This is a genomic window from Hirschia baltica ATCC 49814 (genome assembly GCF_000023785.1).
Classification (GTDB): Bacteria; Pseudomonadota; Alphaproteobacteria; order Caulobacterales; family Hyphomonadaceae; genus Hirschia; species Hirschia baltica.
Genome location: NC_012982.1, coordinates 1,016,387 through 1,040,101 on the forward strand (window position 1 = coordinate 1,016,387; position 23,715 = coordinate 1,040,101).

At 45.1% G+C, this 23,715-nt stretch carries 16 protein-coding genes; 9 read left to right on the top strand and 7 right to left on the bottom strand.

What is annotated here, in order from left to right:
* Window positions 1–86 precede the first annotated feature (86 nt).
* Window positions 87–1,955 carry a DUF885 domain-containing protein gene (locus HBAL_RS04770; RefSeq protein WP_015826794.1) on the bottom strand — a complete coding sequence of 623 codons (1,869 nt, stop codon included), beginning with the start codon at window positions 1,953–1,955 and terminating at the stop codon, window positions 87–89.
* Between the two features lie 97 nt (window positions 1,956–2,052).
* Here HBAL_RS04770 and HBAL_RS04775 point away from each other — a divergent pair, with 97 nt between their 5' ends.
* Together HBAL_RS04775 and HBAL_RS04780 are read left to right on the top strand one after the other, a co-directional pair.
* Window positions 2,053–2,868: a SapC family protein gene (locus HBAL_RS04775; RefSeq protein ID WP_015826795.1), complete on the top strand. Its 816-nt coding sequence runs from the start codon at window positions 2,053–2,055 to the stop codon at window positions 2,866–2,868.
* A 189-nt stretch (window positions 2,869–3,057) separates the two neighbouring features.
* Window positions 3,058–5,196 (top strand): protein-disulfide reductase DsbD family protein, encoded by a 2,139-nt coding sequence (locus HBAL_RS04780; RefSeq protein WP_015826796.1) that lies wholly within the window; start codon window positions 3,058–3,060, stop codon window positions 5,194–5,196.
* Between the two features lie 227 nt (window positions 5,197–5,423).
* Here HBAL_RS04780 and HBAL_RS04785 read toward each other — a convergent pair whose 3' ends face one another.
* Window positions 5,424–5,930 (bottom strand): hypothetical protein, encoded by a 507-nt coding sequence (locus HBAL_RS04785; protein ID WP_015826798.1) that lies wholly within the window; start codon window positions 5,928–5,930, stop codon window positions 5,424–5,426.
* A 183-nt stretch (window positions 5,931–6,113) separates the two neighbouring features.
* Between HBAL_RS04785 and hisS the strand changes: the two genes are divergently transcribed.
* The 4 genes from hisS to HBAL_RS04810 all read left to right on the top strand — a co-directional run bounded on the left by hisS (window position 6,114) and on the right by HBAL_RS04810 (window position 11,357).
* Window positions 6,114–7,625 carry a histidine--tRNA ligase gene (hisS, locus tag HBAL_RS04790; protein WP_015826799.1) on the top strand — a complete coding sequence of 504 codons (1,512 nt, stop codon included), beginning with the start codon at window positions 6,114–6,116 and terminating at the stop codon, window positions 7,623–7,625.
* Entirely contained in the window at window positions 7,622–8,767 is a 1,146-nt protein-coding gene (locus HBAL_RS04795; RefSeq protein ID WP_015826800.1) for an ATP phosphoribosyltransferase regulatory subunit, read from the top strand. Before hisS ends, HBAL_RS04795 begins: the two co-directional genes overlap by 4 nt.
* On the top strand, window positions 8,764–9,720 hold the full coding sequence (gene hisG / locus HBAL_RS04800) for an ATP phosphoribosyltransferase (RefSeq protein ID WP_015826801.1): 957 nt from the start codon (window positions 8,764–8,766) through the stop codon (window positions 9,718–9,720). Before HBAL_RS04795 ends, hisG begins: the two co-directional genes overlap by 4 nt.
* Window positions 9,721–10,220: 500 nt before the next feature.
* Entirely contained in the window at window positions 10,221–11,357 is a 1,137-nt protein-coding gene (locus tag HBAL_RS04810; protein ID WP_233356743.1) for a glycerophosphodiester phosphodiesterase family protein, read from the top strand.
* An 88-nt stretch (window positions 11,358–11,445) separates the two neighbouring features.
* Here HBAL_RS04810 and HBAL_RS04815 read toward each other — a convergent pair whose 3' ends face one another.
* The 5 genes from HBAL_RS04815 to groES all read right to left on the bottom strand — a co-directional run bounded on the left by HBAL_RS04815 (window position 11,446) and on the right by groES (window position 19,251).
* The gene (locus tag HBAL_RS04815) at window positions 11,446–13,200 is read right to left on the bottom strand and encodes an alkaline phosphatase D family protein (protein WP_015826804.1); all 1,755 of its coding nucleotides are present in this window, start codon (window positions 13,198–13,200) and stop codon (window positions 11,446–11,448) included.
* Between the two features lie 156 nt (window positions 13,201–13,356).
* The gene (locus tag HBAL_RS04820) at window positions 13,357–15,792 is read right to left on the bottom strand and encodes a TonB-dependent receptor (protein WP_015826805.1); all 2,436 of its coding nucleotides are present in this window, start codon (window positions 15,790–15,792) and stop codon (window positions 13,357–13,359) included.
* A gap of 282 nt (window positions 15,793–16,074) precedes the next feature.
* Entirely contained in the window at window positions 16,075–17,064 is a 990-nt protein-coding gene (locus HBAL_RS04825) for a Cif family virulence factor (protein WP_015826806.1), read from the bottom strand.
* A gap of 156 nt (window positions 17,065–17,220) precedes the next feature.
* Entirely contained in the window at window positions 17,221–18,879 is a 1,659-nt protein-coding gene (gene groL, locus HBAL_RS04830; protein WP_015826807.1) for a chaperonin GroEL, read from the bottom strand.
* An 84-nt stretch (window positions 18,880–18,963) separates the two neighbouring features.
* Window positions 18,964–19,251, bottom strand: coding sequence for a co-chaperone GroES (gene groES / locus HBAL_RS04835; RefSeq protein WP_015826808.1), 288 nt, complete (start codon window positions 19,249–19,251; stop codon window positions 18,964–18,966).
* A gap of 380 nt (window positions 19,252–19,631) precedes the next feature.
* On the opposite strand from groES, the gene HBAL_RS04840 reads away from it, so the two are divergent.
* The 3 genes from HBAL_RS04840 (at window position 19,632) to HBAL_RS04850 (ending at window position 23,677) form a co-directional block, all read left to right on the top strand.
* Window positions 19,632–21,647, top strand: coding sequence for a HAMP domain-containing methyl-accepting chemotaxis protein (locus tag HBAL_RS04840; RefSeq protein ID WP_015826810.1), 2,016 nt, complete (start codon window positions 19,632–19,634; stop codon window positions 21,645–21,647).
* A 179-nt stretch (window positions 21,648–21,826) separates the two neighbouring features.
* Window positions 21,827–23,284, top strand: a complete 1,458-nt coding sequence (locus HBAL_RS04845) for a glycosyltransferase (RefSeq protein WP_015826811.1) — start codon at window positions 21,827–21,829, stop codon at window positions 23,282–23,284.
* Between the two features lie 96 nt (window positions 23,285–23,380).
* Window positions 23,381–23,677: a hypothetical protein gene (locus HBAL_RS04850; protein ID WP_149037365.1), complete on the top strand. Its 297-nt coding sequence runs from the start codon at window positions 23,381–23,383 to the stop codon at window positions 23,675–23,677.
* Window positions 23,678–23,715: the final 38 nt, after the last annotated feature.

The following is a 23,715-nucleotide window of genomic DNA, read 5'->3' on the forward strand; positions in this document are numbered from 1 at the left end:
GTGTGAGTTTGCTGCAGGTTACTGATATGTCATCTCACGCTGTGAATAAGGCGGTTTGTGGGCCGTGTGATGCCGACATCAAGAATTTACTCTTGTATAATTTGCGACTGCTTGCTGATCCAATCTGTGATGTCTGTCTCAACAACCGATAAGGGGCGAGCGCCATTGGTCAGCAAAACATCATGAAATGCTTTGAGGTTGAATTTGTTGCCAAGTGCTTGATCTGCTTGCTTGCGAAGGCGACGAATTTCATTGCGTCCCAAGATAGCAGCGCATGCCAATGTGGGGTGTACAATGTATTGGTCGACCTCTGTTTGCATCAAAGCGTATGAATATCCAGTTGTATCGACAAGGTATTGTGTGGCTTGTTCACGCGACCAATTTTGGTCATGAATGCCGGTATCGACGACAAGGCGAGCAGCTTGAAATAGGAGAGATTGTAAATAACCAATACGATCGAGGGGAGCGTCAGCGTATATGCCCATTTCATCTGCTAGATCTTCGGCATATAAATCCCATCCCTCTACATATGTGGGAAAGCTTGCGAGTTGAAGTAGAGGCGGTGTTTCAATTGTCTGGCGAATGGCGTTTTGAAGCAATCGTCCCGGAATAGTTTCATGATAGCTAAATGTTGCAAGCGACCAAATTGGTCCTGAGAACACATATTGCGGTGCGGTACTGGCTGTTGGGAGTTCATCTGAAGACGTTGTGTTTTCTTCCAATTGGGTGGGAGGAGATTGATAAAAATTTTCAGGGGTGGAATGCATTAACTGAGCTGTAAGAGCTTCAATATCGTTGGATGCAGAAGGGTATGTTGAAAATGCCTGAGATAGTTTCTCTTCCATGCTTGATATGTGCATATCGAGCATCTGTAAAAATTGCTGATGGCCTTCTTGTGTGTTTTCAAAAAGATATTCGGGAGGAGTGCCCAATTGAATGAGGCGTTCAGCGACGGCACCTTCTGACAATTCTTGATTGATCAGCATGAGATCAAGTTCAGAAGAAATTTCAGCTACAAGATTGAGGCCGATGTCGTGAATTTCTTGAGGCGTTTTTGTTTGAGATGGGTATGTGTTTAATAGCGCTTGGTAGTAATTTTTGCCGTCTTTTATGGCTGAAAGTCCGATAGGGCCAGACATTCCAGATTTGGCTTGCGTGACCGTATCAATTAAACGTTGATAGGCGGGGCGTATCTGGTCTTCTAACGCCAATTTAGCTTGATTGAGCAATGACTGACCAGCTTTGACGTCGAGGTCTTCTAAATATTCTAGCCCATATTGAAGCGTGGTCACAAAGCTGCTGTTTTCAGTTGGTGCATTATAAATCAACTGCGCATTTGTGATGATCTGATCTAGGATAAAATCAGGGGGCATGATCCCTTTTTTTACGTCGAGGGAAAAGCGGTCAATCTCGTCATCTATTGCGTTGGCGACGCTGCTTAGGCGCTCTACATATTCCTGTGCATCTCGCAAGCTATTGATGGGATGAGAATGCGTTAGAAAATTAGGTAGCTCAAGATAGGCACCGTCAAGATGTGTTATGACATAAGGTCTAGTGGAGAAAAGGTCGGTTTCACCAAAGACAAAAGTGCTGAAACGTGCAGAATTTGAGAGAAGTATTTCCAGCGTGTCATATGTGTTTTTTTGTGTTGGAGACAAAAGATCTTTGTTTATTGCCGATAATGATTGGAGTTCTTCGAGCCGCGTAACTTGAATTTCACTCGCTGAGGCCGTTGAGCGATCATCTAAAGAGTGACTTTGAGCATCTGAAAAAGATTTTATTTTGTCTTCAAACTTAGCACCCAGCTCGGGTGAGTGTTTAATCTCTTCTCTAGTAATCGTATAAACCAGATTTTCAAATACTTGATCAGCTGCTTTGTGTTTTGGTTGACAACCTGAAAGAGTTGCAATTCCAAGTAAACAAGAAAATGCCATAAAATATTGGAGTCTATTCATTTCTATCGAATTCCTGCAATTGGACGATCAAAGTTTGGTTGTGAACAAATCACTTTTCCGTTAATAGCATCTAATCATCAAGGCAGGAGCTACAATTATGGACAGCAACACAGGTGGCGCTCAGCCCCAACAACCTGAACTTTCAGGCAATGTATTATTTTATAATAACCCAGTCCCTTTAACACTAGAAGCGCACAAAAATCTCGGTGTTAAGCAGGTAACCAACCCGTTTACATTTTTGCGTTCTGCGCACGCTATTCCGGTGACCGTAAGTGAATTTGGTATTGCATCAGCTTCATATCCTATCATTTTTGTTGGTGAAGAAAAAACACCCGTCGCTGTCACAGGTGTTCGTCAAGGTGAAAATGAATTCGTGAGTGATGCAGGTATTCCTGATCCTGATCACTATGTACCAGCTTTTGCGCGCCGTTACCCGTTTGTGTTTGCAGCGGACCAGTCAGCAGACCGTTTGTTGCTTTGTGTTGATACAACAGCACCTATGGTTTCAGAAACACCAGATGTACCTTTCTTTGAAGGTGACCAACCATCTAAGTTCACGCAAGATGCTATGGAATTCTGTAAAGAATTTGAGCGTCAGCGCCGTGCAACAGCTGAATTTGTGAAAATGATAGAAGATGCAGGATTGCTTGAACAGAAATCTGTGTCATTCACACCGCGTGATGCAAATGGACAAGAAGGTCAGCCTCAGAAAATTGCTGATTATTATGCTGTGTCAGAAGAGAAATTGAATGCTCTGGACAATGCAAAATTCATGGAGCTTAAAGAAGCGGGTGCGTTGCCTGCGATTTATGCTCACATGGTATCTTTGCTAAATTGGCCGCGTGTTATTCAGCGCGCTATGCGCCGTCTACAAACAGCTCAGACTGCTGCGGCTCAAGGTCCTGTGTCTTAAGTTAGAAGAATATATATTTTTCAAAAGGCCGGATGCTTAGTGTGTCCGGCCTTTTTTGTACGATATCACGGTCCCCCTATAATTAATCACGTCTTTGTTAGGTGACTAGTCGATAGTGTTTCTTTCGCATATTCAGCCTTAGAATTATAAAAGAGCTATGTCTTAGTTCTGCAATTATGGAATTTATTTATGCGTGCATTTGTCTTTGTCTTTGCGTTTCTGCTAAGTCTGTTTTCTCAAAATGCAGCTTTTTCCGCTCCCGTTGATGCAGGTAATGCGACAGTAGAAGTTATTGCTGAGAGATCTGTTATCGCGCAAGGAGACCGTTTCCTTGGTGCGTTAAAGCTTGATATTGATGAAGGCTGGCATGTCTATTGGCGCAATGCAGGAGATGCAGGTATCGCCCCAAGCATTGCATGGGAGATCACAAGCGGTGCTCAAATCGGTGAGTTTTACTGGCCTGCACCTCACACTATCCCATTAGAAACATTGATGAATTATGGGTATGAAGACCAATTAGTGCTGCCGTTTGAAATTGTCGTCCCGTCTGATTTGAATGTGGGGGACAATCTGATCATGACGGGGAAAGCCGAATATCAGATCTGTTTGGACATCTGTATTTGGGAAAATGCTGATATCGATTTGGTGCTTCCCATCGCTGACATGCCTGAAGCAGATGCAGAAAATAGCCGGTTAATCGCATCTGCCTTAGAAGCAAGTCCTATTGATATGACAGGTAAAGCGACAACCACGCTTGAAGGTGAAGATACGCTACGTTTGTCCATAGCGGATGAGGCATTTGCGGCGAGTTTGGCAGATGCTGATCATGTGCGTTTTTATCCGTATGAGCATGAAATTGAGCATTTTCCTGAGCAAAGTCTTCGTGTTGGGGAGCAGGGTGGAACCTTAAATCTACAGCTTTCGTCTTTAAGTAAAATTGAGCCAACACCGATAGAAGGTATTGTTGTTGTTGATAAAAATGACAAAACGCGTTTTGCTATGAAAGTGCAGGCGCAGATTGGTGATGTGCTTGCTGGTACGGATGATATTGCCGCAAGTAATAGCCATGCAAAACAAGCTGTTGAGATTGCGGCGACAGCTAGCTTTTCTCAAATTCTTGTCTGGCTTGGATTTGCGTTTGTGGGTGGTTTGATTTTGAATCTGATGCCGTGTGTTCTGCCTGTTTTGACAATTAAGGCAAACGGTTTGGCCCATGCTGCACAACAAGGACAAAGCCAATTAAAGTCACATGGAATTGCGTATCTTGCTGGTGTGCTGACATGTTTTGTCGCGATTGGAATTGTGCTCTTAATGCTGCGGGCAGCAGGGGAACAAGCAGGGCTGGGCTTCCAACTGCAATACCCGCCAATGGTGTTAGGCCTTGCTTTACTTATGTTTATTGTCGGTTTGAACCTGCTTGGCGTGTTTGAAATTGGCTCGTCAGTGATGGGCGTTGGATCTAATCTTGCCAATAAATCTGGTGTAGCGGGTGCATTCTTTACGGGGCTGCTAGCGGCGGTTGTCGGGGCACCTTGTGTGGGGCCTTTGCTGGCGGCATCTTTGGGCGCTGTCGTGAGCCAGCCTGCATGGGTGGTGATCTTATTTCTTATCGTTATGGGGAGCGGTTTGGCTGCGCCATTTGTGTTGCTTTCATTCGTGCCGGGGCTTGCCAAAGCGATGCCTAAACCGGGCGGTTGGATGGACATTGTCAAACAGGTTTTGGCTTTCCCGATGTTTTTGACATCCATCTGGTTGTTGTGGGTTTTTGCCGGTCAAAAAGGTGTTGATGCTGCAATTATGGTGCTGACAGCTGCTGTGGTTATAGCGTTTGCTTTGTGGATGTTTGCGCGTCCGAACGCGAATGGCTTAGCAAAATCTGTTGCTGGCGTGTTGATGTTGTGTGCTGTGATTGTGCCTTTTGTGCTGACTGGCGGTGCATCTCATGTGAATGAAGTTGCGAGCAGCGATATTACGACAAAATCTGGCGTCGAAGTGAAGACAGGTGACTGGTCTCCAGAATATGTTGAGGAGCTTCGCGCTGCAGGCACACCGATTTTTGTGGATTTCACAGCGCGCTGGTGTGTGACCTGTCAGATGAATAAGCGCATCGCTTTGCATACTGATAAAGTGAAAAATGCATTTGCTGAGCAGGGCGTGGTTTTTTTGACGGCAGATTGGACAAATCGCAATAAATTAATCGCAGATGAGCTGGCTCGCCATAAACGTGCCGGAGTTCCGTTGTATCTTTATTATCCGCCGCAGGGTGATGTTCAGATTTTGCCGCAAATCCTCACAGCAGGATTGGTTGCAAAAACGGTCACCCCGTAAATTAGATATAAGTTTCCTTTGGAAGCTCAAGCTATTTTCATTTCTCTGAATTAGTGTATGAGCTTCGTTCGGATTTTGAAGAACTCAGTAGAGTGATAAAATGAATATACGTTTGATGGATTTATTGACAGTCGGACTAAGTCACTGGAGTGGCGTTTTTGTTGCGTCTTCACTAACCGTTGGTGCCATTTTTGCCGGTTTAGGTGTGGCGTAGTTTGAGCGCATGCCTATTCAATTGAGCAAGAACCGATAATTGTGCTGCTATCAATGGCTGGTGCCTTGCCTTCAAAGGTACGAGCAGTTGCTTCAGAAACCATAACCGCATCATCTAGCATTGTGACCAAGCGTTTGAGCGCATCTGCTTGGTCTGCTCCAGTTTGCGCTGTTGAAATTGCATTTAACTGATCGCCAGTTTCTTTGGCCATGCCTCTAAAAATACATTGAAAGTCTTCTGGCCCATCAATCTCTTTGATTTCCCGTGAAAGTCTGGCTGCGCTAATGCCAAAGCGCTGTAAATCACTGATAAAACCTTGTGATATCTCTGGCGCATTTAGCGATGGGTAGGCGAGCGCATCGCCTTCAGCCATTTTTGCGGTTTCCAGCAATTGTGCTGCTGTGACACCAAATACGCGCGCATCTTGAGCATCACCTAGAGCCAACGGCGCGGATACACCAAAAGCGAGTGTGAGTATGATTGCTTTTAGCGCATGAGAGCGTGTGTTTTTGTGTTTCATATCTATTATCTTGAAGATGATTGATTAATAGGGCGCAAATATCTTGCCAGACTTGATATGAATATAAGGCAAATAGGCAGGATTCATGCCCATTGAGTTGCTCTCTAGCACTCATTAGGATAGGCCAACCACGTGGTTTTCATGATGAAAATCGCGTTCAACTAATATGGCTTTAAAAAACCTATGTCCACAAACGAAAATACACCAGAAAACGCCGCCAATATGTCAACTGAAACACCTCGTCCTGAAGCACGCAAACCGCGTGGTTTTCAAGACAAACGTGCCCATTTGATTGCAGCTGAGCGCCATCTTGTGGACAAGGTCACGCAGGTTTATGCGCAATGGGGCTTTGAGGGCCTTGATACTGGGCCATTTGAATATGTCGATGCGCTTGGGAAATTCCTGCCAGATACAGACCGTCCAAATGAAGGTGTGTTTGCGCTAGAAGATGATGATGATCAGTGGATGGCGCTGCGCTATGATCACACGGCTCCGCTTGCGCGCTTTGTTGCTGAAAATTGGAATAATATCCCAAAGCCTTTCCGGCGCTATTCTGCTGGTCCGGTTTATCGCAATGAAAAACCAGGTCCGTTTCGTTTCCGTGAGTTTATCCAATGTGATGCAGATGCTGTTGGAGCCGCTGGTCCGGCGGCAGATGCTGAGATGATTGCGATTGCGTCTGAAGCGATGCAGGCATGTGGGGCGCAAGTGGGTGATTACGCGATCCGCGTCAACACACGCCAATTGCTAGATGGTGTGATGCAGGCCGCCGATGTAAAGGACCCTAATAAACGTCTCATCGTTTTGCGTGCACTGGATAAAATGGATCGTCTTGGCGCTGAGGGCGTGAGCGAATTATTGGGCGGCGGACGTAAAGATGAAAGTGGTGATTTCACCGAAGGTGCTGGATTAAATTCTGCTTCTATCGAAACACTGCTCCAGTTTGCTCAAGCTGGTCGCGATACGCGGTCTGAGACGCTGAATGCGTTGGCTGCTATTGCAAATCAAAATGCTGTTGGAACACAAGGTTTGGAAGATTTAAGCGCGATCCATGACATTCTAAACGGTCTTGGCGTGACGGATCAGATGGCGACATTTGATCCGGCAATTGTACGCGGCCTTGAATATTATACTGGCCCTGTTTTTGAAGCAGAATTGCTCAAAGAGTTTAAAGACGAGAAGGGCCGTTTAATGCGCTTTGGGTCTGTTGGTGGCGGTGGCCGTTATGATGATCTGATTGCGCGTTTCACAGGCGAGCTTGTGCCTGCAACTGGTTTTTCTGTGGGTATTTCGCGTCTTGCTGCTGTGCTTGCAGCTGAAGATGAGGGCGAGCAAAAAGCGGATGGGCCGGTTGTTGTGCTAGCGCTTCAACGCGAGCACATGGCTGATTATTGCTCCATCGCTGCGCAATTGCGGGCGATAGGCGTGAAGGCTGAAGTCTATCTTGGAACATCTGGTATGAAAGCGCAGATGAAATATGCCAATCGCCGCAACGCACCTGCTGTTGTGATTGTGGGTAATCAAGAACGCGAGAGCGGCAAGGTGACGGTCAAAGATCTCGTTGCAGGCGCAAAAGCTGCGGCTGATATCACGGACAATGCTGAATGGCGCGAAGCACGTCCGGGGCAATTTGAGGCGACCCGCGAAGACTTTGCTGCAAAAATCAAGGCCGTTGTGGAGGCCAATAACGCATGAAAACCAAACAATTGATTGAGATGGCCAGCAAGCTAGAAACTGATCTGGCCAATGCCGTTTCCAATAAAAATGCAATATCCATTCAGCCGGCGAATGTATTGCCTGCGTCTATTCTGCTTGAGCTGACAGGTGAGAGTGTAAGAGGGCGATTGTGTAGCTTTACTGCACCTGATGGCGAAGAATTTTGTATGCGGCCTGATATGACAGCGCCTATCGCGCTGGAGATTGCGCGCGGTAATCTAAAGGCGAAACGCTATTTATATTCTGGGTCTGTCTATCGCTTCCCGCAAGCTGGATCTGGGGATGATATTGAATTTGATCAGACCGGATTTGAATGGTTTGGCGAAAAGGGCGGTCCCAAAGAAGATGCCGAAGCATTGGCACTGACATTGGAAACGCTTGCATCGGCTGGCGTGGCGGATGGCGCATTGCGATTTGGTGATAGCGCGCTGTTTTATGCATTGATAGATGCTCTTAAATTAGATGCGCCATGGCCGCAGCGTTTGCGCAAAGCGTTTAATCGCAAGCGTGGGCCGCGCGAATTAATGCAGGCGGCAGGCGAAAGGGCGCAGCGTTCACCTTTGGCATCGGCATTGTCGGCGCTTGATGAAGATGAAGCACGCGCGGCTGTTGAAGAAATGTTTGCTGTATCGGGTATTTCTGCTGTGGGCGGACGTGATGCGGGGGATATTGCTCAGCGTTTGCGCTCTCTTTCTCAAAGCAATGGAGAAGGGCCGTCTAAAAAAGCGCAAACCGCCATAGAGGCTTTGCTGGACATTAATGCGCCTGCACGCAAAGCCGTAGATGAGATTGCGAAAATTGCCAAAACAGCGGGTGTGAAGCTGGATAAAGCATTGAATGCTTATGTTGAACGGTTGGATGCGCTGGAAGGACTTGGCGCGCCTATGGTGAGTGATGCTGTGTTTGATACAGAATTTGGGCGCCGGTTTGATTATTATGACGGCCTCGTCTTTAAGGTGACCCATTCTGAGCTTGGCGGTTCTTTGCCACTGGCAACAGGTGGGCGCTATGATGGGCTGGTGTCAGGATTATCGGGCGGTAAGATATCCACCAATGCCATTGGTGTGGCTTTGAGGGCGGATCGTATTTGCAGTGTTCTAAATAAGGAGGGCTGCAAATGAGCAAGCTAATCCTGGCAATTCCGTCCAAAGGGCGCTTAAAAGATCAGACTGATAAATACCTAGCCGAGGCGGGCTTTAAGCTAAAGCAAATTGGCGGTGATCGCGCATACTCAGCTGAGTTAAAAGGGGTTGAGGGCGTAGAGATGCGCTTGATGTCTGCGAGTGAAATTGCGCGTGGTGTTCTCAACGGTGAAATACACTTAGGCGTGACCGGTGAAGATCTGCTGCGCGAAAAAGCACCGACAAAATTAGAAAATGATGTGCACCTTCTAAAAGCGCTTGGTTTTGGTCATGCAAATCTGATTGTGGCAGCACCGCAAAGCTGGATTGATGTGGAGAGCATGGCTGATCTTGATGAGGTAGGAGCTGCCTATCAGGAAAAGACCGGACACCGCATGCGTGTGGCGACCAAATACCTGCGCTTGGCGCGGGAGTTTTTCGCGCAAAAGGGAGTTGGACACTATCGTATTGTCGAGAGTGCAGGAGCGACAGAGGGCGCGCCGGCATCAGGTACAGCTGAATTGATCGTGGATATCACATCAACAGGCTCTACGCTTGTGGCAAATGGTTTGAAGATTATCGCCGATGGACAGATTTTGGCGTCTGAAGCGCAGCTTGCGGCGAGCAAGAAAGCGGACTGGAATTCGCAGACATTGGAAACACTACGCGCATTGCTAGATAATATCGAAGCAAGGCAGCGAGCTAAGCAATTATGCCAAATTAAATTCCAAAGTGGTATGAGTGAGTCTGTTTTACAGGATATCTTCGATATGCCGCAATCGCGCCTATTCCCCAATGGGGAGGCATTTTGTCCGAGTAATGATGTTCAATTGGTGTGTCGCAAATTGGCAGCGGCAGGTGGTGCCCCTGTGAGCGTACAAAATCTGGAATATATATTCGAAGCAGATAACCCTGTATTTAAAAGATTTTTAGATGACTTACCGCAAGGATAAGCCATTGTGTGAAATTTTTTTTAAAAAAGAGGCGAGAATGTGTTGACGGTCATGCAATTCTGGACAATAAAGTATGCATAACCGCATCGCGGTTGCGTTTCGGGGAGGAAACGCTCTTAGAAGACCCTGACAAAGGCGGTGAGCAAAGCACTCACCGCCCTTTTTTTGTCTTGAATTCAGATATTTAAATGATAACGGTATCATTTTAACGAGATTATGTGGGTTCTATAATTGAACTTACTGTTGCGCTTGAGTTTACACCTGAAGGTGATTTGTTCAAAAAAACTACACAAAGTAGTATTGATCGCAATGCCTGATTTTATCTGTCGAAATATCCAAATCTTGTGAAAGTCGTTTGATGAGGGGCGCGTATTGTCGATCCGTCTAAAGCTGTTTCTGTGTCATAAAACTATAGCTCAACAGCGTTTAAATGGCGGATGTAAAATATGTCATTAGCCAATAGGCTTTCGAGGACATTCAGAAAAACAAAGGACATAATTGTGAAAATTCACTTCGGGCTAGCGCTCGCTATTGTTGCTTTGGTTGCATGTCAGCCCAAAGCACCGCCTGCATCATCTGATACGGGCGCTGACTCTCAAATTGAAGCCGAAGCAGCGATAAAAGAACCTATTGTTATCGCGCATCGGGGGGCAAGCGGATATCGCCCTGAGCACACGCTTGAAGCATATAAGCTGGCTATTGAGCAGGGGGCTGATTTTATCGAGCCTGATCTTGTCTTGACCAAGGATGGTATATTCATCGCACGTCATGAAAATGAAATTGGCTCAACCACCAATGTTGCAGATCACCCTGAATTTGCTGATCGTAAAACCACAAAATCTGTAGAAGCGCCGCCGCATGAAGGTTGGTATAGCGAAGATTTTACATTGGCTGAATTGAAGACATTGCGTTCAAAGGAACGTTTGCCGCAATTTCGTCCGCAAAACACTGAATATGACAATCAATTTGACGTGCCAACGCTGGAAGAAATAATCGACTTTACGCGTGAGCAGAGCAAAATACACAACAGACCTATCGGCCTATATATTGAGCTAAAACACCCAGCTTATTTTTCTGGTATTGATCTGCCAATGGAAGAGGCCTTCTTGAAGGTGCTGGAAGACAATCAATTGAATGCGTTGGATAGCGATATCCCAATCTATATTCAATGTTTCTGGCCACAAAGCCTTATGCAGATGCGTGATAAGACCGAGCTTCCGCTTGTGTACTTGTTCTCGTCTCAATCTCCGCCAGAAGAGATCCTCAAAGCCAATGGTCTTTCTGACTGGAGCGAAATGTACAGCGCGGAAGGTTTAAAGCGGATATCAAGCTTTGCCGATGGCGTAGGGCCAAGTCTTGATCTTGTTCTTCCGAGCATTGTTGAGGGTGAGCGGGTTGAATCAACTCTGATTGCTGATGCACACGAAGCTGGTTTGAAAGTGCACGCATGGACATTGCGCTCAGAGAATATGGCGTTGCCAGAAGCGTATCGTAAAGGTGATCCAAGTCAGGCTGATTATGCAATTCAAACTGGAAACATTGCGCAATTGGCAAGCGATTTATTTGCGGCGGATATTGATGGTCTGTTTTCAGACAATCCAGACATTATTGTTCAAGTTAGAGATGAGCTAAATTAAGCATCTGAGTTCAGGTTTTACCTGAGATAAAAAGAAAGGCTGCACAGTTTAAATTGTGCAGCCTTTTTATTGGGTCGTCAGTTTTAATTTAGAGTGATGTCAGCTTGCTCATGCTGCTATCTTGAGCGGTTGAGCGCATGGATTTTACAGTTTCCACTGTGTATTCCGGCGTATAAACATCTGAGACTTTGACAAATTCTGCATCCACAGCATCTTTGCTGAGAGATAGCATTGTGTAACCGCGTCCAAATGCATCAAAGAAGCGCACTTCGTCGTTTTTCTCTTCCATCAAAGCATTGATTTGCGGGATTGGCATAATGTCGCCCAAGCCAGCAGATGTGACTGAGGTACATCCAAATTCAACACCGCGCAGTTCACCGTCTTTATCGTGTAAATCATTGGCCCAAGCTGTGTGCGTGTCACCTGTTAAAGTTACAAGGCGGGCATTGGCGGATTTAGCTGAGGCGTAGAGGCGCTCTCTGGCGGCGACATATCCATCCCAAGCATCCATATTCCAAGTCAGACCAAATTTGGAAAATTCGATATATTGCTCAGCATAAGGTGCTTTGGCGTAGATTGCTTTTTTCTGTTCGTCCGACAGTACAGCAGCCACATTTGGTGTTTTTACTTTGGCCATGATGACCTGATTACCAAGCACTTGCCATTTTTTGCCTTCAGATACGGAACGTTTAAATTCTGCCGCTAGCCAGTTTTCTTGTACATCACCCAACATGCTGCGTTCTGGGTTCATTGTTTCGGCAATGATCTCTTGAACTTTAGCCATGCGTTGATCTTCAGGCACTGCCATTGCGTCTCCAAAAGAGAGTGGAATAGAACGCGCTAGCAGACGTGATTCTAGCATAAAGAGGGAAGCGAGGTCACCAATGTCAAACCCGCGATAGATGGAACCAAGGGCTTTGCCTGCATCTGGATCGCGCACTGGCATCCATTCAAGATAAGCTTGGATAGCCTGTGTTTTACGTGTGCTCCACGGGCCTTCGGTCTCTTCTTGGTGGTTTTGCGCGCCTGTTCTGTATGAATCGTTTGCGCTTTCATGGTCATCCCATGAACAATACCAGACAGCACGTGCATGTGCTTTCTGCAAATTCTCGTCAGCTTTATATTGTGCGTGGCGTTTACGGTAATCATCGAGGCTAATGATTTCATGAGCAGGTTCGACAATACGTCCGATTTTTGCGCCAACCTCGCTTCCATAACCATCACTGCCATATTCATATAGGTAGTCGCCTAGATGAATAACCGCGTCGACATCATCGCGTTTGGCGATTGCATCATATACATTGAAAAAACCAAATGGAAAGTTCGAGCAAGATACGACCGCAGCTTTGAAAGGAGCTGTGCCTGTTTTGGGAAGTGTTTTTGCGCGTCCCATTGGAGAGACGACAACACCAGAAACTGTTTCAACGGCGAAGGCGTAGTAATATTGTGTGGCTGGTTTTAATGCTTTGACGTCAATTTTGATTGTGTAGTCACGGTCTTTGTTTGTCGAAAAAACAACGCTTCTTTGCGTAGGAAGAGTTGTAAGGCTGCCTTTTTCCAGTTGGGATAAGTTTTCAATGTCAGATGCTTCTGTTGATATGAAAACCATTCCCTGAATTGGGCCGTTATCAGCAATAGGCGATATGCGTGACCAGAGAATAACCGCGTCTGAAGTTGCATCTCCAGCGGCCACACCATGAGAAAAGCTCGCTTCTCCATCAAAGGCTGTGACTGATTTTTCAGCTTGCCCGAGTGGGCCTGTGGCTTGTGTTGCGCATCCTGCTGCAAGTGCACTGGACGCTGCACCAAAATAGAAAAAACGTCTTCTGGAAATATCCCGCATAATCCCGCTCCATTTCTTAAATGATGATACCCTGCGGCGATATCGCCAAAGGGCTAGATGCGCTTTTGAGCGCAATAAAAACACGATTACAGCCCGAATAGGGGCCGAAAACCCTTCCCAAAATGATGAATTTCGGGAAGGGCAGGAAAATTCAGCCTAGAATTTGGCTTTTAGTTTCACACCATACCAACGTGGAATGCCGCGAATTGTTGTTGGAATACCAAATGCATCTCCCGTGTTACCATAGTCGATCAGATATTCTTCGTCTGTTGCGTTCTCAACAAAAGCGGAAACTTCCCAACCTTTGTTTTCATTTCGTAGGCCGACTTTGAAATCTAGCAATCCATAGGCATCCTGAAGTTCTTCAGGTGTGTTCTCGTCTGAGAAGTACACTTCGTCTTTCCATACATAAGTTGGCACAGCGAATAGCTCCATTGCGCCCATTGGGAAGTGAAGTTCAGCACCAAGAGACAATGTGTTTTTTGGACTGATACGGAAAGTATTTCCAGCACGCACTTGAGAATTTCCATTAGAGTCTGAATCATCAAACTCAGAGAAGTTGTAACCATATGTTGCAAAGACATCGACATTGTCATGTGCGATCATGAATGCGTCAACTTCAAACCCGTATTGCGTGGCTGCACCTGTGTTTTCAACAAGTGCGACAGGGTTACCCTCTTCACGGAAAGACACCTGAAAGTCTTCATATTCTGAATAATAAACTGAAGATGTCAGACGCAGACGGTTATCAAGGAATTCTCCTTTGAGGCCCAACTCATAGTTTGTCAGGAATTCAGGATCAACAACAGCAAAGCCTGATGTCTCGCTTGCATCTGCGCTTAAACCGCCGGGACGACGTCCGCGTGCGATAGAAGCCCAACCATTTAGATCGTCAGCTAGCTCATAGTTCGCAGCTAGACGCCAAGTAAAGTCTCCATCCGCATTATAAGAGCGTTGTTGCGTGACGCCCTGAGGCGCTGATGAGAACATCGCGTATGAAAAACCAATGAAGCTGCCCGGAGAAATAAGGCTCGGCAGAATGACGTCTGTACCCGGGAAGACGGCTTGCGCGGTGCCGCCAAGCGTTGCATTTCCATTTGATACAAATGCAACAGATGAAGTTTCAAATTCTTCTTCAGTGTAACGAAGTCCACCAGTCAGAGTGAGGCGGTCTGTTACATCGTAGGAAATATCTGCAAATACATCCGTCGATGTCAGATCATTGGTTGTGTAGGTGTTTTGTACATATTGTTCATTCAGAGCGATAACTTGACCGCCAGTTAGACCAACCAGTGAGTAGCGCAAAGGGTCGTAAATGTTGAATGCGTTTTCAGCACCGGGCACATTTAAGCTTTGCAAATAGCTAATCATGCCAGCTTGACCACCAAAATTGGCTGCAAATGTAGGCGCGATTAACAGCGCTTGAATTGCGGCTTCATCATTGGAGATAATGAGATTCTGACTGTCATGTTCGTCGAAATAGTTCAGGCCGACAAATCCGCGAAGCTTGCCGCCATTGTTGAAATTCAGGCGTAATTCTTGCGAGAATGATTGACCTTTTTGATTTGTTCCAAGTTGCAGAAGATCAGCAGAAGTACCATCAGAATCAAAGGCTTCATCTTGATATTGGTCACGATAGTCTGTGATAGATGTCAACGAGAGATATTCGTTCAGGTCATATTCCAGAATACCTGTGATCGAGAAGATTTCACGGTCTGAACCAAGTCCGCCATCGCGGCCTTGTGTGTTTGTGAAGTTCATCTCAACATCATCATAATAATTGATAGACTTGCTACCTTCAGCACCTGTTGGAATAACAGCAGATCTAAATTCTGTACCTGTAGAGTCGTCGACTTCGTAGTTTGCAATGATGTCGGCTGTAAAGTTCGCCGTTGGAGACCAGTGCGCAGCTAGACGTAGCGCGTCTGTTTTTTGTCCCATAAGGTCTGGTGTCGAAGGATCGTGGTTTTCAATGTAACCATCATAGCTATCGTGCACGCCAGAAAGGCGTAGGGCAAAAGTGTCTGATACAGCCCAGTTGTAAGCCGCTTCAAGACGCTGTGTGTTGTATGAACCCGCGTCAACTTGCACATAACCAGAATTCTCGTCTGTGTTGGCTTTGTTTTGGATGAAGTTAATACCACCCACAAGTGCGCCTTGGCCAAACAATGTGGGTTGCGGGCCTTTAACAACTTCGATGCGTTCCATGTCGAAATAGGCAAGGCTGGCACCCCAACCCGGACGCGCATTTGATACACCATTGGTGAAGATAGCCACACGCGGTGCACCGCCATCAGATGTCACACCGCGAATGGAAAAACTAGGTGCGTTCAATGATTGCGCTTGAACCTGAAGGCCGGGGATAAAGTCTGCTAATTCTTCAAGGTCATCAGCATTGATAAGATCAATAAAATCCTGATCTACAGCAGAGACGTTGATTGGAACATCAAGGAGGTTTTCGTCAATTTTTTGAGTTGATACAACAACAGCTTCAAGGCGGCGCTCTGAAACTTCAGCACTTTGAGCGTACGCAGTATTTATAGAAAGACCCGCTAGAATTGCGGACGAGCAGAAAAGAACAGACTTCTTCATTGGATGACCCCGAAAATGATATGCGTAAATGCGGGGATTTATGGTGAGTTCTGTGACAGTTATCCTAGCGTTTTAGTGACAGTTATTTGACGTTTCAACAAATTATGAAGTCCAAGCCTATCTAGGGTGTCTGTAAAATTGGAATTGCTATTCTAAATATGCTTTCTGTTGTTTGGTGCGTTGGGTTTGTTGTTGTTCGCGCTGTATGGAAAAAAAGGCGGCTCCAGCGAAGGAGCCGTCTTTCTTATGTGTTCTGAAACTCAGATGTGAAGCTCAGTGAAATTAGTCATATGCCGCCAATTGTCGGTAAATGCGAAGCTCACCGCTGTCCTGTCTTTTCCACAGGAGAATACCTTTCCCCGTGGATATGCCAGACGCGTCACCGGTTCGCCACGTCGCCACATGGCTCATAATTGTAATGACATAGTCATCATGCGCTTGGATGTAATGCGTTTGGTTTGTCAGCGCATCGAAGATGGGCAATTCTTTAATGTGGTCACCTAGGAATTCATCTATCGCGTCGCGACCTATTCTTGGTGTTTTGAAATGAGGGACCAGTATTGCCTCATCTTCAGAAAAGAGCTTCCAAGTCTCGCCATCGCCGCGCAAAATGACATTTGATTGGAGTAAGTTTAGACCGGCAAGTTCAAATGCTTGAGGGTGGCTAAAATTCACGCGCGGCGTATGCGCCATAATGGCGGATGGATAGTCTTTAAATCCCATATATGGATTAAGCTCGGGATAGTGGTCTTGGAAATTCCAACTGATGATTTCTAGAGTTATTTGATCTGGTGCAGCGACATTCCAGATTTCAAAATAATCTCCTGAGACTGTGTTGGAAATATCAGTTTCATGTGGCGACAAATCAAAAGTAAAGGAGCCTCTGACGAATAATTTGGGGCCAATGGTAAGTATTTCATCACGTGTGCGCGTGTGATTTGAGACTGCAAATGTATCTGAGAACGCCTTAAAATAAGCGATGGCATTGTCTTGCCCAAGAGCTGACTTTTGAAACTCTGGAAGGATTTTTACATCTTCTGAAAAGTATGCATCCTTTGAGGTCAACTTGCCTTGAAAGGCTGACTGTATGAAGGTTTTGTTATGGGTCTGGAGTTGCTGCGCTATTTCTGATGGGAGGTCATCATAAATGTTTTCAGCGCTCTGGGCGTTTGCAGGCAATTGAACAATGCTGATCAATAAAAGGCAGGACAATAAGCCGGATAGCCGACGTGGCAGATAGGTTAAGTAATATTCTATGTGATAGTTTGTCATTCTCATTTCTCCCCAAAGTGTATGGGGTGAATTGAAATGTTACAAATGTGGTATATTCGTGGCAAATGCGGCTGTGTTATTGCCTATAAGAAAAAGGCGGTTCCCGCAAAGGAACCGCCTTTCTTATATGTCGTAAGACGATTGGTTGGTTTGAGCTTAGAAGCCCATGCCACCCATACCGCCCATTCCACCCATACCGCCCATGTCAGGCATGCCACCACCAGCAGGAGCATCTTTAACAGGTGCGTCACAGATTGCAGCTTCAGTTGTGATGATCAAAGATGCGATAGATGCAGCGTTTTGCAAGGATGAACGAACCACTTTAGTTGGGTCGATAATACCAGCTGCTACAAGGTCACAATATTCTTCTTTTTGAGCATCAAATCCGTAAGAGATAGATTTGTCAGCAAGAATTGCGTTCACAACGACAGAACCTTCAACACCAGCGTTTTGAACGATCTGACGTAGAGGTGCTTGAAGTGCTTTTGTGACAATGTCGATACCGGCTTGTTCGTCAACATTTGAGCCTTTAACTTTAAGGGCAGAAGATGCACGAAGAAGCGCTGTACCACCACCTGGGACGATACCTTCTTCAACAGCAGCACGTGTTGCGTTAAGTGCGTCATCAACGCGGTCTTTACGCTCTTTCACTTCAACTTCAGTTGCACCACCAACTTTGATAACGGCAACACCGCCAGCAAGTTTAGCAAGACGCTCTTGAAGTTTTTCTTTGTCGTATTCTGAAGTTGTGTTTTCGATTTGCGCACGGATTTGAGCAACGCGGCCTTCGATGTCAGCTTTGTCGCCAGCACCATCAACGATAACAGTTTCGTCTTTTGTGATTGATACGCGTTTCGCTGTACCAAGCATTTCAAGAGATACGTTCTCTAGTTTGATGCCAAGGTCTTCAGAAATCACTGTACCACCAGTTAGAACAGAGATGTCTTCAAGCATTGCTTTACGACGGTCACCGAAACCAGGAGCTTTAACAGCAGCGATTTTCAATCCACCGCGAAGTTTGTTCACAACAAGAGTTGCAAGTGCTTCACCTTCAATGTCTTCAGCGATAATAAGAAGAGGCTTACCAGACTGAACAACAGCTTCAAGGATTGGAAGCATTGGCTGTAGTGATGTTAGTTTTGACTCGTGAAGAAGAATGTATGGGTCATCAAGAGCCACAGTCATTTTTTCAGCATCAGTGATGAAATATGGTGATAGGTAACCACGGTCAAACTGCATACCTTCAACAACATCAAGTTCTGTTTCCAAAGACTTAGCTTCTTCAACAGTGATAACGCCTTCATTACCGACTTTTTCCATCGCCTTAGCGATCATGTCACCGATTTCGCGCTCACCATTCGCAGAGATCGCACCAACTTGAGCGATTTCTTCGTTTGTTTTTACTTTTTTGGAGTTTGATTCTAAAGTTGCAACAACTTCAGCAACGGCTTTATCGATACCGCGCTTAAGGTCCATTGGGTTCATGCCAGCAGCAACGCGCTTCATGCCTTCGCGAACGATTGCTTGAGCAAGAACTGTTGCAGTTGTTGTACCGTCACCAGCAACATCGTTTGCTTTAGAAGCAACTTCGCGCACCATTTGGGCGCCCATGTTTTGGAACTTGTTTTCTAGTTCGATTTCTTTAGCAACTGTCACACCATCTTTTGTTGTGCGCGGTGCGCCAAAAGATTTGTCGATAACAACGTTACGGCCTTTAGGACCAAGTGTTACTTTTACAGCGTTTGCAAGAATGTCGACACCTTCGAGCATTTCGTTGCGAGCTTCTGAACCGAAGTGTACTAGCTTAGCAGCCATGTTCGTATTCCTTTAATTTGAAAAATTGAAAATCTGAAAAGGGAAATTGAGTAGGGCGCTCTTTGAGTTAAAGAGCTGCGCGTCTTACTCAACGATACCCATGATGTCAGATTCTTTCATGATGATGAGCTCTTCGCCATCGACAGTCACTTCTGTACCGCCCCATTTTGCGAAAAGAACGCGGTCACCCGGTTTAACTTCAAGAGCAATACGCTCATTGTCGTCACCGATTGCACCGTTACCAACTGCTACGATTTCGCCTTCTTGAGGCTTTTCTTTCGCAGTATCAGGGATGATGATCCCGCCTTTAGTTTTAGCGACTTCTTCTACGCGACGAACGAGTACGCGGTCATGAAGTGGACGAAATGCCATAATGAGACCTCTTTCAATTAAGGTTGCAAATTCTAAAATCGTCAAACGCTGAGGCAAATGAGTTTTAGCACTCACCTGCCTTGGCTGCTAACGATGTATGGCATCTAAGATCACAAGTGACCACCGTCAACAGGAGGCATCGTATTTTTTTGAAATAATGAAATGTGAGGCAGTAAGCTGAGTGATGGTTTTGCTGCATGATAAAGCGCTTAATGCACAATTATATGACTTTATTGCCCAATGTATTGAGAAAAAACGCCGGTTTGTAAATGAAATGGCCCAGAATTTGGCCCGTGACCCTTATGGTTAATATCTTGTTAGGTCAAAACGGTCTTAGTGAGCCAATATGGAATCGACTTTTATACTAAGGAATATTGATCGTGTCTTGGTTCGAAAATTTGAAAATCGGCACTAAAATAAGTGTCGGATTTACAGTGTTAGTTTGCTTGCTAATTTTGACATCCGTTGTTTCTGGTGCGGGCTTGCTAAGTTCAAAAGAAAATCTATCCACCTATAGAAGCTATGCTCGCAATACGAATGCGGTTGGCCGTGTTCAAGCTAATCTGCTTTCTGCGCGGTTGGGCGTAAAAGACTTTGTTATAAGTGCCAATCAAAAAGAGATTAATACTGTTAAGGAGCGTCTTGCAGCGACAATCAAATTATTGAATGAAACAAAAACGCTGATTAAGCACCCCGATCAATTAAAGCTTCTTGCTGGTTTTGAGAATGACGTCAAAAGTTATCAGTCCACTTTCGAAGAAGTTACAAGATTGCAGGCCGAGCGCGATGATATTGTAAACAACATACTAGATGTGCGTGGTCCAGCAATGGAGAAGGCGCTGTCTGATGTAATGCAATCTGCATATTCAGCTAATGACATTGAAGCAGCCTATTATGCTGGGTATGCTCAAAAACATCTTTTATTGGGACGTTTACATGTTCAGAAATTTTTGCTGGACAACCAAAAGTCATCTTTAGAACATATGGAAAAGTCATTTTCGGATATGAATAAGGCGACAAATTCGTTGCTGTCTAAATTGGAAAACTCGACGCGCCGTCAATTAACCAAACAAGTTATAGCTGATAGCACAATTTATTTGCAGGCATTTGAGCGATCAGCAACAATTATTGAGGCACGTAATGATTTAATTCAAAATGGGTTGGATAAAATAGGGCCTGAAGCTGCGGCAATAATTGAGGACATGAAACTCAATTACAAACAATTGCAGGATGAGCTTGGACCTATTGCCGAAGCAAAAGTTGAGCGCTCTATTGCGGTTTCTGCGATGGTCACATTGGGCGGTGTTGTGTTTGCTGTAGCGGCTGCTTGGTTTATTTCCAGAATGATTTCTGGACCGACTATGCTTATCACAAACGTGATGGATCGCTTGGCTAAGGGTGATCTGTCCGCTGTGGTTTACGGCGCAAAACGTAAGGATGAAATTGGCCAAATGGCGAATGCTGTCCAAGTGTTTAAGGACAACGCAATTGCTGTTAAAAAGCTTGAAGAGCAAGTTAGCCGGACGAAAAAAGAAGAAGAAGAACAGCAGCGCCGCATTATGTTGGCGCTTGCAGATGAAATGGAGAGTTCAGTCGGAGCTGTTGTCGATACAGTAGCTTCTGCTTCAACAGAAATGCAAGCGACAGCCTCTCAATTGAGGTCGGCTTCTGAGATGTCTTCTTCACGTGCGACTTCAGTTGCGTCAGCTTCAGAAGAGGCAGGATCGAATGTTGCAACTGTGGCTGCATCCGCTAGAGAGCTTGGCGCTTCAGTGAATGAAATATCCAAGCAAGTTCAAAGATCTGCCGAGCAAACAAAGTCTGCTGTTGAAGAAGCAGAAGCCACAGGTGTGATTGTTGGTGAGCTACGCGAGTCTGCAAACCATATCGGTACGATCTTGGAGATTATTTCAGGTATTGCCGAGCAAACAAACCTTCTGGCTTTGAATGCGACGATTGAGGCCGCACGTGCAGGAGATGCGGGTAAAGGTTTTGCTGTTGTTGCTTCAGAAGTTAAAAGCCTTGCAGAACAAACAGCGCGGGCAACAAGTGATATCAACAAGCAGATTTCGGAAATTCAATCGACAACTAACAGAGCTGTCCTTGCGATTGATGAAATTAGTAAATCGGTCAAGATGGTGAATGATTCAGCTGGGGCAATTGCTTCAGCTGTTGAAGAACAAGGCACAGCCACACAGGAAATTGTGCATGCTGTGGGGCAAGCCTCTGCCGGGTCGGCCGAAGTTAATGTAAACATTGTGGATGTTGCCAAAACAGCAGAAGAAGCTGGGGAAGGTGCTGCTCAAGTATTAGTTGCGGCTGCAGAACTTTCTAAACAAAGTGAATTTCTGCGCACTCAAATGCAAGGCTTTATTCAAAAAATACGAGCAGCTTAAATTTTAGTCAAAGTATATGAATGGGCGGGGTGTGTCTAAAGTTCGACCACAACGCCCATTTTTTTGTGTGATAGAGTGCTCCTTTAATTACTGACCTGTCTTTTTCTGATTTTTAAAGTAAATATTTATATTTATACTTCGTGTTTAAAGTAGATATTGACGTTTGAATTGGGGCTAAGGTGGGCAAGTCACAACCAGATAAGCTGGCGCAAGATGCGTTGAAAAAGCGAAACCCCAAACAAGCCATTTCCTATTTATCTAATCGTTATGCTAATGGCGGGCAGATAGAATACCTTATTGCGTGCATTGATATCATGCACTTATTTCATGAAGATATAGAATTTTTTCACTCATTGCTTTGGACCATAAAGCGATTGGTTCATACGCGTGGTGCATCGCTCTCAGTAAAAGAGCACGATAAAATACTCTACAAAAAATTGGCGCTGAAGTATTTTCGATTCATAGATTACCTCGGGCATGAATTGAACATACCTGAGGAGAATAAAGCCAATACGACGCCCAAACGCCTGCTAATAATAGGACAGCAATTTTTACGTCCACCATATTCTATAACAATGTGTATGCTGGAATTTGCGCGTATTGCTCGAATAGGTGGTTTTGAAGACATAAAATTATTCATTACGAATGAATATCCCGAGAAACCAGCATCGACATTTCATGAGAGTATGTGGGCTGTTCAATCGACCGTAATCGGTGACGAAAACTATGATTTTAAAGGCGATCAAATATCAATTCATAGTCACCCCAAACAAGGCATTTCGAAACAATCGATACAAGATAATATTGCTTACATAGAGGAGTATGCACCGGATGCAGTCTTGCTGGTTGGTGACAATATTATTCTAGGCGATGTGTGTGCTAAGTTTTTGCCAACAATGTGTTGGCCAATATCGCAGACGCTTTCCGCGTCGCTCGCTCATACGCATTATTATCGCTCTGAAATAGAGCCAATGCAGCAGATAGATTGGAAGCGGTTGAAACACGAACCGCCCAAAATGCTTAAACAAGACTTTGATTTACTCACTGAAGGTGAAAACCAAGCTAGCCTATCTCGTGATGATTTGAAATTACCAGAGGATGCTTTTGCATTTGTGCTTGTTGGTGGGCGCATTGAGCAAGAAATAACTCTAGAATTTAGAAAGCTGCTCTTTGCTATACTTGAAGCGTCTCCCAATGCATATTTGGTGATTGTTGGTCCAGTATCTCAATCATTGAAGCTTGAGTTTGCACTGTATCAGGAGCGAATACGATGGGTTCGTTTTATTGATGATTTGCGGTCGGCTATGTCAAATTGTGATGCTTTCTTAAATCCACCTCGGCAGGGCGGAGGCAATTCTGCATATTGGGCGATGTTGGAGGGGTTACCAATTCTAACCTTGGATGATTGCGATGTGCAAATGACTATTCGAGAAGGTGCGGCAGTTAAAACCCTAGAAGAGCTTCAGGCTTTAGCTATTTTAGTTATGAATGATGAGAATGTGCGCAATGATTATATCGAAAAATCAAAAGCAAGAATTGCATCCTTTCGCACTGAGGCGGAGTCAGGTTCAAATCTCATGTCAGGCGTGAAATATTGCATTGAAGAGTTCAACACGCGTTTGCTGTGTAATGTGTGACAAAAAATACGCTTTCATATAGTAGAATTTGACGGTAGTGCTTTGATTATGAAAAAAGTGCTTCCAATTCTAGGCTATCGATTTTTAGTGTTATTCATGTTGATAACATCGTTTTTCGCTGCGCCTACTTTTATCGAGAAGCATCAGCATTCAGGTGAGACTGTATCAGAGCACGCTGAGTTAGTGACTGTAGAGCTTGAATCAGATCTTCAGCATCAAACAAATTCCCAGCATCATGTGCATTCATGTGGCATGTGCCACATGCATGGATATGCAACGTCATTGATGAAATTAAATGACGTTTTTGCTTTTGAGCGTGCGCATGTGATTGATTTAGATTGGGCTGAAATGTCTGGGTATCCCAGTCATCAATTTAGGCCGCCACGCGCTTAGAAATTGACAGCGTATTGAGCAATTTATGCTCTTTTCAA

Coding starts and splice junctions, on each gene's coding strand:
- hisG (WP_015826801.1), top strand. CDS start 8,764: ATGAGCAAGCTAATCCTGGCAATTCCGTCCAAAGGGCGCTTAAAAGAT.
- HBAL_RS04825 (WP_015826806.1), bottom strand. CDS start 17,064: ATGACAAACTATCACATAGAATATTACTTAACCTATCTGCCACGTCGG.
- HBAL_RS04850 (WP_149037365.1), top strand. CDS start 23,381: ATGTTGATAACATCGTTTTTCGCTGCGCCTACTTTTATCGAGAAGCAT.
- HBAL_RS04780 (WP_015826796.1), top strand. CDS start 3,058: ATGCGTGCATTTGTCTTTGTCTTTGCGTTTCTGCTAAGTCTGTTTTCT.
- HBAL_RS04820 (WP_015826805.1), bottom strand. CDS start 15,792: ATGAAGAAGTCTGTTCTTTTCTGCTCGTCCGCAATTCTAGCGGGTCTT.
- HBAL_RS04770 (WP_015826794.1), bottom strand. CDS start 1,955: ATGAATAGACTCCAATATTTTATGGCATTTTCTTGTTTACTTGGAATT.
- HBAL_RS04785 (WP_015826798.1), bottom strand. CDS start 5,930: ATGAAACACAAAAACACACGCTCTCATGCGCTAAAAGCAATCATACTC.
- HBAL_RS04775 (WP_015826795.1), top strand. CDS start 2,053: ATGGACAGCAACACAGGTGGCGCTCAGCCCCAACAACCTGAACTTTCA.
- groES (WP_015826808.1), bottom strand. CDS start 19,251: ATGGCATTTCGTCCACTTCATGACCGCGTACTCGTTCGTCGCGTAGAA.
- groL (WP_015826807.1), bottom strand. CDS start 18,879: ATGGCTGCTAAGCTAGTACACTTCGGTTCAGAAGCTCGCAACGAAATG.
- hisS (WP_015826799.1), top strand. CDS start 6,114: ATGTCCACAAACGAAAATACACCAGAAAACGCCGCCAATATGTCAACT.
- HBAL_RS04795 (WP_015826800.1), top strand. CDS start 7,622: ATGAAAACCAAACAATTGATTGAGATGGCCAGCAAGCTAGAAACTGAT.
- HBAL_RS04815 (WP_015826804.1), bottom strand. CDS start 13,200: ATGCGGGATATTTCCAGAAGACGTTTTTTCTATTTTGGTGCAGCGTCC.